10 protein-coding genes and 2 rRNA genes (1 of these 12 running past the window's edge) are annotated in these 18,264 nt (G+C 59.7%); 10 read left to right on the forward strand and 2 right to left on the reverse strand.

Translation table 11 applies throughout. The annotated features are described in order from the left end of the window. The 8 genes from ACY4LX_RS04980 to ACY4LX_RS05015 form a co-directional block, all read left to right on the forward strand. Window positions 1-2,070 (forward strand): 23S ribosomal RNA (locus tag ACY4LX_RS04980) (it extends 822 nt beyond the left edge of the window). Window positions 2,071-2,223: 153 nt separating this feature from the next. Then, window positions 2,224-2,339 (forward strand): 5S ribosomal RNA (gene rrf / locus ACY4LX_RS04985). Window positions 2,340-2,496: 157 nt separating this feature from the next. After that, window positions 2,497-5,949 (forward strand): exodeoxyribonuclease V subunit gamma, encoded by a 3,453-nt coding sequence (gene recC / locus ACY4LX_RS04990; RefSeq protein ID WP_463259332.1) that lies wholly within the window; start codon window positions 2,497-2,499, stop codon window positions 5,947-5,949. After that, complete coding sequence (gene recB, locus ACY4LX_RS04995; protein ID WP_463259333.1) at window positions 5,946-9,635, forward strand: exodeoxyribonuclease V subunit beta; 3,690 nt, start codon at window positions 5,946-5,948, stop codon at window positions 9,633-9,635. The genes recC and recB overlap by 4 nt, the downstream gene beginning before the upstream one ends. Continuing rightward, window positions 9,632-11,740: an exodeoxyribonuclease V subunit alpha gene (gene recD / locus ACY4LX_RS05000; RefSeq protein WP_463259334.1), complete on the forward strand. Its 2,109-nt coding sequence runs from the start codon at window positions 9,632-9,634 to the stop codon at window positions 11,738-11,740. The genes recB and recD overlap by 4 nt, the downstream gene beginning before the upstream one ends. 120 nt (window positions 11,741-11,860) lie before the next feature. Continuing rightward, window positions 11,861-12,436 (forward strand): regulatory sequestration protein YfiR, encoded by a 576-nt coding sequence (locus tag ACY4LX_RS05005; RefSeq protein ID WP_149657719.1) that lies wholly within the window; start codon window positions 11,861-11,863, stop codon window positions 12,434-12,436. Beyond that, complete coding sequence (locus ACY4LX_RS05010) at window positions 12,433-13,701, forward strand: diguanylate cyclase domain-containing protein (protein ID WP_463259335.1); 1,269 nt, start codon at window positions 12,433-12,435, stop codon at window positions 13,699-13,701. The genes ACY4LX_RS05005 and ACY4LX_RS05010 overlap by 4 nt, the downstream gene beginning before the upstream one ends. Before the next feature lie 56 nt (window positions 13,702-13,757). Beyond that, window positions 13,758-14,210, forward strand: coding sequence for an OmpA family protein (locus tag ACY4LX_RS05015; RefSeq protein ID WP_463260564.1), 453 nt, complete (start codon window positions 13,758-13,760; stop codon window positions 14,208-14,210). Here ACY4LX_RS05015 and ACY4LX_RS05020 read toward each other — a convergent pair. Continuing rightward, window positions 14,207-15,154 (reverse strand): LysR family transcriptional regulator, encoded by a 948-nt coding sequence (locus ACY4LX_RS05020; protein WP_133838422.1) that lies wholly within the window; start codon window positions 15,152-15,154, stop codon window positions 14,207-14,209. The two genes, ACY4LX_RS05015 and ACY4LX_RS05020, sit on opposite strands and share 4 nt — an antisense overlap. 149 nt (window positions 15,155-15,303) lie before the next feature. Between ACY4LX_RS05020 and ACY4LX_RS05025 the strand changes: the two genes are divergently transcribed. Together ACY4LX_RS05025 and mmsB are read left to right on the forward strand one after the other, a co-directional pair. Continuing rightward, window positions 15,304-16,830 carry a CoA-acylating methylmalonate-semialdehyde dehydrogenase gene (locus tag ACY4LX_RS05025; protein WP_149657716.1) on the forward strand — a complete coding sequence of 509 codons (1,527 nt, stop codon included), beginning with the start codon at window positions 15,304-15,306 and terminating at the stop codon, window positions 16,828-16,830. A 10-nt stretch (window positions 16,831-16,840) separates the two neighbouring features. Then, entirely contained in the window at window positions 16,841-17,728 is an 888-nt protein-coding gene (mmsB, locus tag ACY4LX_RS05030; RefSeq protein WP_463259336.1) for a 3-hydroxyisobutyrate dehydrogenase, read from the forward strand. Between the two features lie 140 nt (window positions 17,729-17,868). On the opposite strand, the gene ACY4LX_RS05035 is transcribed toward mmsB, so the two are convergent. Then, on the reverse strand, window positions 17,869-18,213 hold the full coding sequence (locus tag ACY4LX_RS05035) for a cupin domain-containing protein (RefSeq protein WP_008024653.1): 345 nt from the start codon (window positions 18,211-18,213) through the stop codon (window positions 17,869-17,871). Window positions 18,214-18,264 lie beyond the last annotated feature (51 nt).

An 18,264-nucleotide genomic window follows, 5' to 3' on the forward strand; every position in this document is an offset into this window, starting at 1 on the left:
TAGCGCCTCATGTATCACTGTAGGGGGTAGAGCACTGTTTCGGCTAGGGGGTCATCCCGACTTACCAAACCGATGCAAACTCCGAATACCTACAAGTGCCGAGCATGGGAGACACACGGCGGGTGCTAACGTCCGTCGTGAAAAGGGAAACAACCCAGACCGTCAGCTAAGGTCCCAAAGTTATGGTTAAGTGGGAAACGATGTGGGAAGGCTTAGACAGCTAGGAGGTTGGCTTAGAAGCAGCCACCCTTTAAAGAAAGCGTAATAGCTCACTAGTCGAGTCGGCCTGCGCGGAAGATGTAACGGGGCTCAAACCATACACCGAAGCTACGGGTATCACTTAGGTGATGCGGTAGAGGAGCGTTCTGTAAGCCTGTGAAGGTGAGTTGAGAAGCTTGCTGGAGGTATCAGAAGTGCGAATGCTGACATGAGTAACGACAATGGGTGTGAAAAACACCCACGCCGAAAGACCAAGGTTTCCTGCGCAACGTTAATCGACGCAGGGTTAGTCGGTCCCTAAGGCGAGGCTGAAAAGCGTAGTCGATGGAAAACAGGTTAATATTCCTGTACTTCTGGTTATTGCGATGGAGGGACGGAGAAGGCTAGGCCAGCTTGGCGTTGGTTGTCCAAGTTTAAGGTGGTAGGCTGGAATCTTAGGTAAATCCGGGATTCTAAGGCCGAGAGCTGATGACGAGTGTTCTTTTAGAACACGAAGTGGTTGATGCCATGCTTCCAAGAAAAGCTTCTAAGCTTCAGGTAACCAGGAACCGTACCCCAAACCGACACAGGTGGTTGGGTAGAGAATACCAAGGCGCTTGAGAGAACTCGGGTGAAGGAACTAGGCAAAATGGCACCGTAACTTCGGGAGAAGGTGCGCCGGTGAGGGTGAAGCATTTACTGCGTAAGCCCATGCCGGTCGAAGATACCAGGCCGCTGCGACTGTTTATTAAAAACACAGCACTCTGCAAACACGAAAGTGGACGTATAGGGTGTGACGCCTGCCCGGTGCCGGAAGGTTAATTGATGGGGTTAGCTAACGCGAAGCTCTTGATCGAAGCCCCGGTAAACGGCGGCCGTAACTATAACGGTCCTAAGGTAGCGAAATTCCTTGTCGGGTAAGTTCCGACCTGCACGAATGGCGTAACGATGGCGGCGCTGTCTCCACCCGAGACTCAGTGAAATTGAAATCGCTGTGAAGATGCAGTGTATCCGCGGCTAGACGGAAAGACCCCGTGAACCTTTACTATAGCTTTGCACTGGACTTTGAATTTGCTTGTGTAGGATAGGTGGGAGGCTTTGAAGCGTGGACGCCAGTTCGCGTGGAGCCAACCTTGAAATACCACCCTGGCAACTTTGAGGTTCTAACTCAGGTCCGTTATCCGGATCGAGGACAGTGTATGGTGGGTAGTTTGACTGGGGCGGTCTCCTCCTAAAGAGTAACGGAGGAGTACGAAGGTGCGCTCAGACCGGTCGGAAATCGGTCGTAGAGTATAAAGGCAAAAGCGCGCTTGACTGCGAGACAGACACGTCGAGCAGGTACGAAAGTAGGTCTTAGTGATCCGGTGGTTCTGTATGGAAGGGCCATCGCTCAACGGATAAAAGGTACTCCGGGGATAACAGGCTGATACCGCCCAAGAGTTCATATCGACGGCGGTGTTTGGCACCTCGATGTCGGCTCATCACATCCTGGGGCTGAAGCCGGTCCCAAGGGTATGGCTGTTCGCCATTTAAAGTGGTACGCGAGCTGGGTTTAGAACGTCGTGAGACAGTTCGGTCCCTATCTGCCGTGGACGTTTGAGATTTGAGAGGGGCTGCTCCTAGTACGAGAGGACCGGAGTGGACGAACCTCTGGTGTTCCGGTTGTCACGCCAGTGGCATTGCCGGGTAGCTATGTTCGGAATAGATAACCGCTGAAAGCATCTAAGCGGGAAACTAGCCTCAAGATGAGATCTCACTGGGACCTTGAGTCCCCTGAAGGGCCGTCGAAGACTACGACGTTGATAGGTTGGGTGTGTAAGCGCTGTGAGGCGTTGAGCTAACCAATACTAATTGCCCGTGAGGCTTGACCATATAACACCCAAGCAATTTGCGTCGAAAGAGCAGATTGCGGTGTGTGAAGACGAAACGAACCGAAAGTTCGAAACACTCACAAAACACCGAAAGCTATCACATACCCAATTTGCTGAAGCGAGGCCAGCTGGCCGCGACTCAGTACCCGAATTTCTTGACGACCATAGAGCATTGGAACCACCTGATCCCATCCCGAACTCAGCAGTGAAACGATGCATCGCCGATGGTAGTGTGGGGTTTCCCCATGTGAGAGTAGGTCATCGTCAAGATTAAATTCCGAAACCCCTATCTGCGTATGCAGGTAGGGGTTTTGTTTTTGCCTGCGAGAAAGTTCGTACAGCATTCTCGGACAGCTCCCGGCTGTCACAGTGTCTCGACAGTGCTAAGGTTCGGCCCTAGCTTTTCTATTTTTCCAAGGAAGCCTTTATGTCGGACGCCGCGTCCCTCAATGCCGGTTTTATGGTGGTTCAAAGCAACAGTCTGGATGAACTGCGTAGCCTGGTGATCAGCGTCATGCGGCACTACCCGCTGGCTCCCCTGGAAAATGAAATAGCCTTGGTACAGAGCAACGGCATTGCTCAATGGCTGAAACTTGCACTGGCCGAAGACCCTGAAGACGACGATATGGGTGGCTGCGGCATCGCGGCTGCTATCGATGTTCAACTGCCGGGTAGCTTCATGTGGCAGCTCTATCGGATGGTCCTGGGGCGTGATGAAATTCCGGTCAAATCCCTGCTCGATAAGGCGCCGTTGACCTGGCGTCTGATGCGCCTGCTGCCGCAGTTAATCGACCAACCCCATTTCGAACCTTTGCAACGCTTCCTGACCCACGACGCCGATTTGCGCAAACGCTATCAATTGTCTGAGCGTCTGGCGGATCTGTTCGACCAATACCAGGTGTACCGCGCCGATTGGCTTGAGGACTGGGCTGAAGGTCGACATCAACTACGCAATGGTCGAGGCGAAGCCAAGGCCCTGACCCCGGCCAATTGCTGGCAGGCAGAACTATGGCGTGCGCTGCTACTGGATGTTGGGGAGCAAGGCATGGCGCAAAGTCGTGCCGGTGTTCACCAACGGTTTATCGAACGCATCAACAGTCTCGACGTGGCACCTGCCGGATTACCTTCCCGAGTGATCGTTTTCGGGATTTCTTCACTGCCCGCTCAAGCACTGGAAGCGCTCGCCGGTCTGGCTCGATTCAGCCAGGTGCTGCTTTGTGTTCACAACCCGTGTCGTCACCATTGGGCGGACATCGTCGCCGATAAAGACCTTCTACGGCATCAATACAAGCGCCAAGCCCGCAAAAGCGGTATGCCGGTTGTCCTCGATCCGCAAACCCTTCACCAGCATGCACATCCCCTGTTGGCTGCATGGGGCAAGCAGGGACGGGACTACATCAACCTGCTCGACAGCTACGACGATCCCGGCAGCTATCGCTCGGCATTTCGCGACGGTCGCATCGACCTGTTCAGCGATAGCCAGCCACAAAATATGCTTAATCAGTTGCAGGACGACATCCTGGAGCTACGTCCCCTAAGCGAGACCCGTGAGCATTGGCCTGCCGTCGATCTGCAGAACGACAAGTCGATCCGTTTTCACATCGCCCACAGCGCCCAGCGGGAAGTGGAAATCCTTCACGACCAACTGCTCGAACGCTTCAGCGCCAGTCCGGATCTGAGGCCTCGCGACGTGATCGTGATGGTCCCGGATATTGACAGTTACGCTCCGCATATCCGCGCGGTATTTGGTCAACTGGAACGCAACGACCCGCGCTTTATTCCTTTCACCCTCGCGGATCAGGGCCAGCGCGGTCGTGACCCGCTGCTGATCGCTGTCGAACACCTGCTCAAACTGCCGGACAGTCGCTTCCCGGTCAGCGAGATCCTCGATCTGCTGGACGTACCCGCACTGCGTGCCCGCTTCGGTGTGGAAGAGCCCGACCTGCCAACCTTGCACCGCTGGATTGAAGGCGCCGGCATCCGCTGGGGAATGAATGCCGAACAACGAGCCGCCCTCGGTCTGCCGCAAGAGCTGGAGCAAAACAGTTGGCGTTTCGGCCTGCGTCGGATGCTGCTCGGTTATGCAGTCGGCAGCGCCAGTGCCTGCGAAGGCATCGAACCCTATGATGAGATCGGCGGGTTGGATGCCGCGCTCATCGGTCCTTTGGTTGCGCTGCTGGACGCGCTGGAGATCGCGCATCAGGAACTCACACAGCCGGCTCCGCCGAAACAGTGGGGAGTGCGCTTGCAAGGGCTGGTCCAGCTGTTTTTCAAGGCCAGCAACGAACATGACGACTATTTGCTGGCTCAACTCGAAGAGCTGCGCGAAACCTGGCTCGATACCTGCGAGTCAGTGGGGCTACAGGACGAGTTGCCATTGACGGTCGTCCGCGAGGCGTGGCTGGCCGGTCTTGATCAGGGGCGTTTGTCCCAGCGTTTTCTGGCCGGCGCAGTCAACTTCTGCACCTTGATGCCGATGCGGGCGATCCCGTTCAAACTGGTTTGCCTGCTTGGGATGAATGACGGGGATTACCCTCGTGCACAACCGCCGCTGGATTTTGACCTGATGGGCAGTGACTACCGCCCCGGTGATCGGTCTCGGCGTGAAGATGATCGTTATCTGCTGCTGGAAGCGCTGCTGTCCGCCCGCAATCAACTCTATATCAGCTGGGTAGGCCGTAGCATTCGGGATAACAGCGAGCGACCGGCGTCGGTATTGATCGGGCAGTTACGCGATCACCTCGCCAGCGGTTGGCGAATCGATGAAGAACACGAACACCTGCTCGAAGAAATGACCCAGGAACACCCCCTGCAACCGTTCAGTGCCCGCTATTTCCACGAAGGCGATGCATTGTTCAGCTACGCCAGCGAATGGCAGGTGCTTCATCAAGCCAACAAGCAAACCGCTGATATCGAGATTCTGGAACCCTACATTCAGGATGAACCACTGGGACTGGGACAATTGCAGGACTTCCTGCGCAATCCCGTACGACATTTCTTCAGCCAGCGACTCAAGGTGTTCTTTGAAGCGGCCGAAGTCCCTTTGGCTGATGAAGAACCTTTCGTGCTCGACGCACTGCAACGCTACAGCCTCAGCGACAGTTTGCTTGAGGCGGCACTGAGTCAACTGGATCACTCTGATCAGGCGTTGGAAGCTCACGCCATACGCCTGCAAAACAGCGGCCTGCTGCCCATGGCCGGTTTTGGTGAATGTCTGCAGCGAGAGTTGATCGAGCCGCTGCCGGATTTGCTGCAACGTTATCAACAGCTCCTGGCGCTGTGGCCGACGCCCCTGACCAGTGCTTTGCCGGTGAGTCTGGAATTACACGACTTGCGCCTTGAAGGTTGGCTCAGTGGCCTGCATCAACGCGCCGATGGGGGAATGTTGTCGGTCACCACAATTCCCAACAGTATCGGCTCGATCAAGACCCGCAAGTGGCATCGACTGACGCGGCCCTGGGTCAATCACCTGGTGGCGTGCGCCAGCGGTCTGGCGATGACCACAGCGCTGGTAGCCAGTGATGACAGTCTGCTGCTGGAGCCTCTGGAGAAAGGGGTCGCGTTACAGATCCTTAGTAACCTGCTGCTGGCCTGGCAAACGGGCATGCGCCAACCACTGCCGATCGCAGTGAAAACCGCGTTCGCCTGGCTCGGTCAAACCGACCCGGTCAAAGCCGAAGCCGCTGCGCGAAAAGCCTATGAAGGCGATGGCCAGACCACCGATGGCGAGCGACGCGAAAGTCCGGCACTGGCCCGGCAATTCGCCGACTACGACAGCCTGGTTACCGATGAAACCTTCCCCGGTTGGTGCGACGCTTTGTACCGGCCATTGCTTGAAGCGCCTTGGCGTTCACTGACCAGCGAAGGCGCACGCTCATGACTACCAAAACACCGCTGGCCCTGGCCTTTCCTCTGCGCGGCAGCCAACTGATCGAAGCCAGCGCCGGGACCGGCAAGACCTTTACCATCTCTGCACTTTATTTGCGTCTGGTGCTTGGGCACGGTGGCGAGTCGACGGGGTTTGGCCGTGAGTTGTTGCCGCCGCAAATCCTCGTCGTGACCTTTACCGATGCCGCCACCAAAGAACTGCGCGAACGTATTCGCACACGCCTGGCCGAAGCGGCAAGGTTCTTCCGGGATGAGATTCCGGCGCCCGATGGCCTGATAGCCGAGTTGCGGGACGAGTTCCTTCCCGAGCAATGGTCCGGCTGCGCAAACCGTCTGGACATCGCCGCTCAATGGATGGACGAAGCGGCAGTCTCAACCATCCACAGTTGGTGCCAGCGCATGTTGCGTGAGCACGCGTTCGACAGTGGCAGCCTGTTTACCCAGACCCTGGAAACCGATCACAGCGATCTGCTGGGCGAAGTCCTGCGCGATTATTGGCGGCTGTTCTGTTACCCGATGCAAGGCGACGCGCTGAACTGGGTGCGTGGTAATTGGGGCGGTCCCGCCGCGTTGCTGCCGCGAGTGCGAGGGTTGTTCGCCAGCGAGCGCGACAGTGTCGAGGGAAAAGAGCCTGCTGAGCTGATTGCCGAGTGTCTGCTCGAACGACGCACAGCGCTGCTCGAACTCAAGATGCCCTGGCGCCAATGGGCGGACGAATTACTGGCGATCTGTCACCAGGGCGTGGCGAGCAAAAGCGTCGACGGGCGCAAGATGCAGGCACGCTACTTCGAACCATGGTTTGAAAAGATCAAAGCCTGGGCTGAAGACGAGGCCCTTGAACAACTGGACATCGGCACCGGCTTCACCCGCCTGACTCCCGATGGCATGGCTGAAGCCTGGAAGGGTGAAGCACCGCGTCATCCCGGTTTGGAGGCGATGCCTGGCCTCAAAGTCAGTCTCGATGGTTTGCCGACCCCGGATGCTGCGGTGCTGCAACACGCGGCCCAGTGGGTCGGCGCACGGTTCGAAGAGGAAAAGCGTCGCCGCGCGGAAATGGGCTTCGATGACATGTTGCTGCGCCTCGATGCAGCCTTGCAGTCCGACGGCGGCGAACGCCTGGCTACCCTGATCCGCGAACAGTTCCCGGTGGCGTTGATCGACGAATTCCAGGACACCGACCCGGTGCAATACCGCATCTTCGAAAGCATTTATCGCATCGAAGACAACAACCCCGAATGCGGGTTGTTCCTGATCGGCGACCCGAAGCAAGCGATCTATGCCTTTCGCGGCGCCGACATTTACACCTACCTGCGTGCCCGTCAGGCCACCAGCGGCCGCTTGCATACGCTGGGCACCAACTTCCGTTCCAGCCACGGCATGGTCGATGCGGTGAACCATGTTTTCGCGCGTGCCGAGTCGCGGGAAGCCGGGCGCGGTGCATTCCTCTTTCGCGAGAGCAACGGCGACAATCCGGTACCGTTCCTGCCCGTCGAATCCCAAGGTCGTAAAGAGGTTCTGCAGGCTGAAGGCCAGAGTGTGCCGGCGCTGAACATCTGGCACCTGTCCGCGGATCAGCCGCTGTCCGGTGTGGTGTACCGACAACAACTGGCCGCTGCTTGCGCCAGTGAAATCACGGCGTTGCTCAACGGTGGGCAACAAGGTCGCGCTGGGTTTATACAAGACGGCAAAGATTTCCGGGGGCTGCTGCCGGCCGACATCGCGATCCTGGTGCGCGACGGCAAAGAAGCCCAGGCCGTGCGCGGTGAACTCTCTACACGCGGTGTGCGCAGCGTTTATCTGTCGGACAAGGACTCGGTGTTCGCCGCCCAGGAAGCCCACGACCTGCTGACCTGGCTCAAGGCATGCGCCGAGCCGGACGTCGAGCGTCCACTGCGCGCCGCCCTGGCTTGCATCACGCTGAACCTCTCATTGACTGAACTCGAGCAACTGAACCAGGACGAACTGGCCTGGGAAGCGCGGGTCATGCAGTTCCGTCGTTATCGCGAGATCTGGCGCAAACAGGGCGTGCTGCCGATGCTCCGGCGTTTGCTGCATGACTTCCAGTTGCCCCAGGCATTGATCACCCGTAGCGACGGCGAGCGTGTATTGACCAACCTGCTGCACCTGTCCGAGCTGCTGCAACAAGCCGCCGCCGAACTCGACGGCGAACAAGCCCTGATCCGGCATTTATCCGAGCACCTGGCGTTGTCCGGGCAGGCGGGTGAAGAACAGATCCTGCGTCTGGAAAGTGACGAGCAACTGGTCAAAGTTGTGACCATCCACAAGTCCAAGGGCCTGGAATATCCCCTGGTGTTTCTGCCTTTCATCTGCTCGGCGAAACCGGTGGATGGCAGTCGCTTACCGCTTCACTACCACGACGCCTCGGGCAAGGCGCAGGTGACTTTGAGGCCGACGCCCGAGTTGATCGCCCAGGCCGACGACGAGCGGCTGGCCGAGGATCTGCGCTTGCTCTATGTTGCGCTGACTCGCGCGCAACATGCTTGCTGGCTCGGGGTGACCGACCTCAAGCGCGGCAATAACAACAGCTCGGTGCTGCACTTGTCGGCCTTGGGCTATCTGTTGGGCGGCGGTGCGATATTGCCCGAGTCCGCCGGTCTGAAGCGTTGGCTGGAAGACCTGCAACAGGATTGTCCTGCGCTGAGCTACGCAGAGATGCCCGAAGCGACTACCGAGCATTACCATCCGCCGCGTAACGAAGCGACGTTGCTCGCACCGTTGGTGCCCAAGCGCAAGGCCAGTGAAAACTGGTGGATTGCCTCCTATAGCGCTCTGCGCATTGGCGACAGCATGAGCGTGGGTACTGACGAGGCGCCGGAAAGCCCGCAAGCGCAAAAGCTCTTCGACGATGAACGTCTCGACCCCGAAGCCCCGCGGGAAGTAATGACCGGCGGCGCGGATATTCACCGATTCCCTCGCGGTCCGAACCCCGGCACCTTTCTCCATGGTTTGTTGGAATGGGCCGGTGACGAAGGCTTCAGTGCAACGCCAAAAGCGGTGGAAGACGCCGTCGCCCGTCGCTGCAATCGTCGTGGCTGGGAGGGCTGGATCGTCACGCTGAGCGACTGGCTGCAGCACCTGCTCAAATCCCCGTTGCACATTGGCGGCGGTCAGCCACCGGTCGTGTTCGAGCAACTGGTCCAATACCGGGTCGAGATGGAATTCTGGTTCGCCAGCCATAAAGTCGATGTGCTCAAACTCGATGAACTGGTGCGCCAATACACCCACAACGGTGTTGCCCGAGTGGCCGCCGAGCCGGTGATGCTCAATGGCATGTTCAAGGGTTTTATCGACTTGACCTTCGAACACGATGGTCGCTATTACGTCGCCGACTATAAATCCAACTGGCTTGGCATCGACGACGCGGCCTACACCGAGCAAGCCATGGAGCAGTCGATTCTCGACAATCGCTACGACCTGCAATACGTGTTGTACCTGCTGGCATTGCATCGTCAGCTCAAGGCGCGACTGCCTGACTACGATTACGACCGGCATATCGGTGGCGCCCTTTACCTGTTCCTGCGCGGTACGCGAGCGGCCAGCCAGGGCGTGTATTTTGCCCGTCCGCCACGGGAGTTGATCGAGCGTCTGGATCGACTGTTCCAGGGCAAGCCGGAACCCAAGGCCGAACCCGCCTGGGAACAGGGAGTACTGCTATGAGCCGCACCTTTGCCGATTTGCTGCCCACGCCACTGGCGGATGAAAGCCTGACGGACCTGGCGCCGCTGACCCGCGCTGATGATCTTTTGCTGCTACTCACCCGGTGGGTCGAACGGGGTTGGCTGCGTGCCCTGGACAAGGCCTTCGTCGCCTTTCTCCACGAACTCGCCCCCGATGATGATCCGCTGGTCTTGCTGGCGGCGGCGTTGACCAGTCACCAGCTCGGCCACGGTCATGTGTGTCTGGATCTGTTCGAGACACTCAAGGCGCCGGACTTTGCCCTGTCACTGCCGCCAGAAGGTGATGTGCAAGGTGGCGCGATGTTGCTGCCGTCGCAGTTGCTTGAAGCGCTGGACGGCGCTCACTGGTGCAAAGTGCTGGCCTCCAGCAGTCTGGTGGCGTTGGCGGTCGATGGTCGTGAGGCCGCGCGGCATCGGCCACTGGTGTTGTCCGGAAAGCGCCTGTATCTGCGCCGCTATTGGGCTTACGAGCGCCGCATCGATAATGCGTTGCGCCAACGCCTGTCGGAGCACGAGGCAACACCCGGCGATTTGTTCCAGCGCCTGACCGGTTTGTTCGGCCCTGCCAGGCCTGGCGAGGTGATCGACTGGCAAAAACTCGCCTGTGCCCTGGCCACCCGCGGTGCGTTCAGCATCGTGACTGGCGGGCCGGGGACCGGCAAGACCACCACGGTCGTGCGCTTGCTGGCACTGCTTCAGGCGCCAGCCGTGGAGGCGGGAAAACCGCTACGTATTCGCCTGGCCGCGCCCACCGGCAAGGCCGCGGCAAGGCTGACGGAGTCCATCAGCCAGCAAGTCCAGACCTTGACCGTTGCCGAAGCGGTGCGGGCAAAAATTCCGTCCGACGTCACCACCGTGCACCGTCTGCTGGGCAGCCGCCCCGGCACCCGACATTTCCGTCACCACGCCGGTAACCGCTTGCCGCTGGATGTGTTGGTGGTCGACGAAGCCTCGATGATCGACCTGGAGATGATGGCCAATCTGCTCGACGCATTGCCCGCGCATGCGCGGTTGGTGCTGCTCGGTGACAAGGACCAGTTGGCCTCCGTGGAAGCGGGGGCCGTGCTGGGGGATTTGTGTCGCGACGCCGAGGCCGGTTGGTACAGTCCGCAGACTCGCCAGTGGCTGGAGGCCGTCAGCGGCGAAAGCCTTGAAGCCAGCGGTTTGCACGAGGATACCGAGGGCACTCATCCGTTGGCCCAACAAGTGGTGATGCTGCGTCACTCGCGTCGATTCGGCGAAGGCAGCGGCATTGGCCAGTTGGCCCGATGGGTCAATCAACAACACCCCGAAGAAGCGCGCAAGCTGCTGGCCGAACGCAGCTTTAAGGACGTATTTTCCTTGTCCCTCAAAGGTGAGCAGGACAAAGCGCTGGAGCGTTTACTGCTCGACGGTCACGACGACGGCCCACAAGGTTATCGACATTACCTGAGCCTGCTGCGCACGCAGCGACCACCCCTCGGCAGCAGCCTCGATGAGCCTTGCTGGACCGAGTGGGCACGGCAGGTGCTGAATGCTTTCGATACCTTCCAGTTATTGTGCGCCGTACGCAAAGGGCCTTGGGGCGTCGAGGGTTTGAATCAGCGCGTGACCGAGGCCTTGCTCAAGGCCCGGTTGATCGACAGCGATCAGCAGTGGTACGAAGGCCGGCCGGTGTTGATGACCCGCAACGATTACGGCCTGGGCTTGATGAACGGCGACATCGGTATTGCGCTCAAGCTACCGGAGCGCGACGGGCCCGAGGCTGGCAAGCCGGTGCTGCGTGTCGCCTTCCCGCGTAACGACGGTCAGGGCGGCGTGCGATTTGTGCTGCCGAGTCGCCTCAATGATGTCGAGACGGTCTACGCGATGACCGTACATAAGTCCCAGGGCTCGGAATTTGCCCACACGGCGTTGATCCTGCCGGACGCCCTGAATCCGGTCCTGACCAAGGAATTGATCTACACCGGAATCACCCGGGCCAAGGACTGGTTCACCCTGATCGAACCCCGTGCCGGGGTGTTTGAAGAGGCGGTGCAACGCAAGGTGAAACGCCTGAGCGGGTTGATGCTGGAGCTGGAGGAGGGCATTGAGTTTAGCCCTTAATATGCCAATCGGTTGACGGCGTAAATCTGTCCGAAGCGCCGTGTTCTGCGGCCTCGCGGGCATTTCGGTGCTGTGCTATCGTTGCGGCATCATTTCGTTGTAATCGAAGAGAATCCCTGCATGAAGTTGGCTGTCCGGGCGACAGAGAGCGTTACTGGCTGCAAGCGATTTTTGCTTGTTGGCCTGCTCTGTTTGCTGACCGGCATTGCGTTCGCACAACCTGAAGCCGCCGTCAGCATGGCCGATCAACGGGCTAAAGCGGTGACCCAGGTGGTGCTCGGGATCCTCAGTTATGCGCGCTGGCCGGTGGAACCTGCGCAGTTGCGCCTGTGCGTGGTCGGCCCGACCGAATACACCGACAATCTGGTCAAGGGCTCGACCCAGGCCACCGGGCGTCCGGTCACCGTACGACGCCTGCTGGCCGACAACCCGGCGATTGTCAGTGAGTGCGATGCGGTGTACATCGGCAAGTTGACCGCCGATGAGCGCAGCCGTCTGTTCGCCTCGTTGATTGGCCAACCGGTGTTGAGCATCAGCGAAAGCAGCGATCAGTGCACCGTCGGCAGCCTGTTCTGCCTGCGGGTCAGCGACGATCAAGTGTCGTTCGAGGTCAATCTCGACTCCGTCGCCCGCAGTGGCGTGCGCATTCACCCCAGCGTGCTGCAACTGTCGCGCCGTAAGCCGGCGGCGCCATGAGCCTCTTCAAATCGAAAAGTCGTCTTACGTTACGTTCGGTCATCGGTCGCGGCCACCTGATCGTCGCATTGGTGGGCGTGACCATGGCCAGCGTGTCCCTGACCCTGCTCGGGGTCCTGGCGTTGCGGGTCTATGCCGACCATAACCTGCACCTGATCGCACGCTCGATCAACTACACCGTGGAAGCTGCGGTGGTGTTCAACGACAAGTCTGCGGCCACCGAAGCGCTGGCGTTGATCGCCTCCACCGAAGAAGTCGCGGATGCCCAGGTGCTCAACGCCCGGGGCGTGTTGCTCGCTCGTTGGCAGCGACCGGAAACCGGATTGTTTTCCGATCTGGAAGCGCAGATCGCCAAGGCCTTTCTCGAAAAACCCATCAACATGCCTATCGTCCACCAGGGCCTGGAAATCGGCAGCATCCAGCTCACCGGACATGGTGGCAGCCTGATGCGGTTTTTGCTCAGCGGTCTGATGGGCATTGTGTTGTGTACCGCCATCAGTGCCTGGGTTGCGCTGTATCTGGCGCGCCGCCAGCTTCGCGGAATCACCGGGCCACTGCGCAGTCTGGCCGCCGTAGCCCACGCCGCGCGCAGAGACCGAGCCTTCGACCAGCGCGTGCCGCCCGCCGACATCGCCGAACTGGACGACTTCGGCAATGACTTCAATGCCCTGCTTGATGAACTGGAGTCCTGGCAAACCCACCTGCAAAGCGAGAACGAAACCCTGGCCCACCTAGCCAGCCATGACAGCCTCACCGGGCTGCCGAACCGGGCGTTTTTCGAAGGTCGACTGATTCGTGCGCTGCGCAATGCCCACAAGCTCAACGAGCGGGTGGCGGTGCTGTTCCTCGACAGCGACCGGTTCAAGGAAATCAACGACAGCTTCGGCCATGCCGCCGGCGATGCGGTGCTGGTCGCGGTGGCCACGCGGGTACGTGCGCAATTGCGCGAAGAGGATCTGGTGGCGCGTTTGGGCGGCGATGAGTTTGCCGTGCTGCTGACGCCGCTGCACAAGACCGAAGACGCCGAGCGGATCGCCGACAAAATCATTGCCAGCATGGAAGTGCCGATCACCTTGCCGGGCAACACCACGGTGTTGACCTCCCTCAGCATCGGCATCGCCGTCTATCCCGATCACGGCGCTACGCCCGGCGCTCTGCTCAACGCTGCCGACGCGGCGATGTACCAGGCCAAACGCTTGTCCCGAGGCGCACAGCATACGGCCGGGTCGGAGCTCCCGGTCGCCCACATTCAAACCAGGAGCTAATTTCTGTGTTCTCAATTCCCCAGCGTTACCTGCGATTGTTCTCCATCACCCTGTTCATGGCTTTATTGGCTTTGACCGGATGCCAAACCACGCCGCAAAAAGGCCTGACCCCGGCGCAAATCTCTGTGCTCAAGCAACAAGGCTTCGAACTGACCGACGAGGGCTGGGCGTTTGGCCTGTCCGGCAAAGTGTTGTTTGGCAGCGATGTCGAAAACCTGAATGCGCAAAGCACCGAGATCGTCCAACGCATCGGCAAGGCCCTGCTGGGCGTCGGGATTGAGCGGGTGCGGGTCGATGGTCACACCGACGCTTCGGGTAAAGAAACCTACAACCAGCAACTGTCCCTGCGGCGGGCGAAAAGTGTCGGCAAAGTCCTGAGCGAGGTCGGGATGAAAGAGCAGGACATCAAGTTGCAGGGGCTCGGCAGCAAAGAGCCGGTGGCGTCCAACGACACACCGGCTGGCCGTACCGAAAATCGTCGAGTCTCGATTGTGGTGAGCGCCGACTAATCGGCAAACACCATCTCCCGGCTGTCCCCCATCAACAGACGCTGATTCTGCTCAGTCACTTCCCTGATGTAATCCCACAACAGGGTGATCCGCTTGAGCTTGCGCAGATCCTCCCGGCAGTACATCCAGAACTGTCGGGTGATGTTGATCTCAGCCGGCAATACCGGCAGCAACCTCGGATCCTGCGCCGCCAGAAAGCACGGCAGAATCGCCAGCGACCGCCCTTGCTGCGCCGCCACGAACTGCGCGATCACGCTGGTGCTGCGCAGGTTGGCGCTGGCGCCGGGCAGTACGTTCGCCAGGTACAGCAGCTCCGAGCTGAACGCCAGGTCATCGACATAACTAATGAATGAATGTTTGGCCAAGTCGGCCGGGCGGCGGATCGGTGGGTGTTTGTCCAGATAGTCCTGGGTCGCGTAGAGCTGCAGTTTGTAGTCGCAGAGTTTGCAGCAGACGTACGGCCCGTGTTCCGGGCGTTCCAGGGCGATGACGATGTCCGCTTCGCGTTTGGACAGGCTGATGAAGTGCGGCAGCGGCAGGATGTCTACCGAGATGGCCGGGTAGGCGTCGACGAAGTGGCTCAGCTGCGGGGTGATGAAAAAACTGCCGAAACCTTCGGTGCAGCCCATGCGCACATGCCCGGACAGCGCCACGCCGGAGCCGGAAACCTGTTCGCAAGCCATGTGCAGCGTGCTTTCAATCGACTCCGCGTACCCCAGCAGGCGCTGGCCTTCGGCGGTCAGCACGAAACCGCTGGTCCGGGACTTTTCGAACAGCAATGTGCCCAATGCCGCTTCCAGCGAACTGATGCGCCTAGACACGGTGGTGTAATCCACAGACAGGCGCTTGGCCGCGGTGCTGGCCTTGCGGGTGCGGGCGACTTCGAGGAAAAACTTGAGGTCATCCCAGTTCAGCGAACCTAAAGACGTGATGTTTTTTTGCATGTTGGACCGGCTTTTATGTGCGTTCTTATTAGAAGTTTGCACATCTATACTCCAAAAACAGTCCGACAACCAATTCGCGACACACGCCTCATCTCAAGGCGACTTACCCGCCTTGGCTCCCTGCATAACAATAAGTATTGGAGACCAGCATGAACGCATCGCTCACGCCCAACGAAACCACCGTCCAGACCGTCAAGCTGTTGATCAACGGCGAGTGGGTCGAGTCCCAGACCACCGAGTGGCACGACATCGTCAACCCGGCGACCCAGCAAGTGCTGGCCAAGGTTCCCTTCGCTACCGCGCAAGAAGTCGACGCCGCCATCAGCGCTGCCCATCGCGCCTTCCAGACCTGGAAGCTGACGCCGATCGGCGCGCGGATGCGCATCATGCTCAAGCTCCAGGCGTTGATCCGCGAGCATTCCAAACGCATCGCCGTGGTCCTGAGCGCCGAGCAGGGCAAAACCATCGCCGACGCTGAAGGCGATATTTTCCGTGGCCTGGAAGTGGTCGAGCACGCGTGCTCCATCGGCACGCTGCAGATGGGTGAGTTCGCCGAGAACGTCGCCGGCGGCGTTGACACTTACACCCTGCGCCAGCCCATCGGCGTCTGCGCCGGCATCACCCCGTTCAACTTCCCGGCGATGATTCCGTTGTGGATGTTCCCGATGGCCATCGCCTGCGGTAACACCTTCGTGCTCAAGCCCTCCGAACAGGATCCGCTGTCGACCATGCTGCTGGTGGAACTGGCGATCGAGGCCGGCGTTCCGGCGGGCGTGCTCAACGTCGTTCACGGTGGCAAGGACGTGGTGGACGCACTGTGCACCCACAAAGACATCAAGGCTGTTTCCTTCGTCGGTTCGACCGCCGTCGGCACCCACGTCTACGATCTGGCTGGCAAACACGGCAAGCGCGTGCAATCGATGATGGGCGCCAAGAACCACGCTGTGGTGCTGCCGGATGCCAATCGCGAACAAACCCTCAATGCGCTGGTTGGCGCCGGTTTCGGTGCGGCCGGTCAGCGTTGCATGGCCACTTCCGTGGTGGTGCTGGTGGGCGCGGCCAAGCAATGGCTGCCGGACCTGAAAGCGCTGGCGCAGAAGCTCAAGGTGAACGCGGGCAGCGAGGCGGGCACTGACGTTGGACCGGTGATTTCGAAAAAGGCCAAGGCGCGGATTCTTGATCTGATCGAAAGCGGCATCAAGGAAGGCGCCAAGCTCGAACTGGATGGTCGCGAGATCAGTGTGCCGGGCTTCGAGAAAGGCAACTTTGTCGGCCCGACCCTGTTCTCCGGCGTAACCACCGAGATGCAGATCTACACCCAGGAAATCTTCGGCCCGGTGCTGGTGGTGCTGGAAGTCGACACCCTCGATCAGGCGATTGCCCTGGTCAACGCCAACCCGTTCGGCAACGGCACTGGCCTGTTCACCCAGAGCGGTGCGGCGGCGCGCAAGTTCCAGAGCGAAATCGATGTCGGCCAGGTCGGCATCAACATCCCGATCCCGGTGCCGGTCCCGTTCTTCAGCTTCACCGGTTCCCGTGGTTCGAAACTCGGCGACCTCGGTCCGTATGGCAAGCAAGTGGTGCAGTTCTACACTCAGACCAAGACGGTCACCAGCCGCTGGTTCGATGACGACAGCGTCAATGACGGTGTGAACACCACCATCAACTTGCGTTAAGGAGCCAGGCATGAAAATCGCTTTTATCGGTCTCGGCAACATGGGCGCGCCGATGGCGCGCAACCTGATCAAGGCTGGCCATGCGCTGAGCCTGGTCGATCTGAACAAAACCGTACTGGCGGAGCTGGAGCAACTGGGCGGCAGCATCAGCGCTACGGCGCGGGAAGCGGCGCAGGGTGCAGAACTGGTGATCACGATGCTCCCAGCCGCTGTGCATGTGCGCAGCGTCTGGCTCGGTGAGGACGGCGTGCTCGCCGGTATCGGCAAGGGTGTGCCGGCGGTGGATTGCAGCACCATTGATCCGCAGACGGCCCGCGATGTGGCGGCCGCTGCTGCCAAACAAGGCGTGGCCATGGCCGATGCGCCGGTGTCCGGTGGCACTGGCGGTGCAGCGGCGGGGACGTTGACCTTTATGGTCGGCGCCACCCCTGAGTTGTTCGCCACCCTGCAACCCGTGCTGGCGCAAATGGGCCGCAACATCGTCCATTGCGGCGAAGTCGGCACCGGGCAAATCGCCAAGATCTGCAACAACCTGTTGTTGGCGATCTCGATGGTCGGCGTCAGTGAAGCCATGGCGTTGGGCGATGCGTTGGGGATCGACACCGGTGTGTTGGCCGGGATCATCAACAGCTCGACCGGGCGTTGCTGGAGTTCGGAAATGTACAACCCGTGGCCGGGCATCGTCGAAACGGCGCCGGCCTCGCGCGGTTATACCGGCGGTTTCGGTGCCGAACTGATGCTCAAGGATCTGGGGCTGGCCACGGAAGCGGCCCGTCAGGCGCACCAACCGGTGGTGCTTGGCGCGGTGGCCCAGCAGTTGTATCAGGCGATGAGCCAGCGCGGGGAGGGTGGCAAGGACTTCTCGGCGATCATCAATAGCTATCGCAAACCTCAATAAGAGGTTTTTCCGGGGGCTGCGTCGGGCAGATCCCCGGCTTTTTATTCAGGGGAAAAGAAAAGATCGCAGCCTTCGGCAGCTACTACGGGATGTTCACATTCCCATGTAGGCGCTGCCGAAGGCTGCGATCTTTTGCTTTGTCAGGCAAACACAAAATACTTACGTACTGTCTCCACCACTTCCCACGTGCCTTTCATCCCTGGCTCGATGACGAAGATATCCCCGGCGCGCAGGTGGATCGGCTCTTTGCCCTCGGGGGTGATGATGCAGTAGCCCTCGCGGAAATCGCAGTATTCCCACTTCACGTATTCCACATACCACTTGCCCGGCGTGCAGATCCAGGTACCCATGATCTTGCTGCCGTCTTCGCTGGTGTAGGCGTTAAGGTTGACGGTGTGCGGGTCGCCTTCGAGCTTTTCCCATTTGCAGGCGTCGAGGACGGGCAACGGGTGGGTATCGCGAAGGACGGTGATAGGTGCGGACATGACAGCTCCAGGCGAATGACAGGTTTGAACAGCCACCCTATCGTTCGGCGG

The organism is Pseudomonas sp. Emmai (assembly GCF_055179735.1).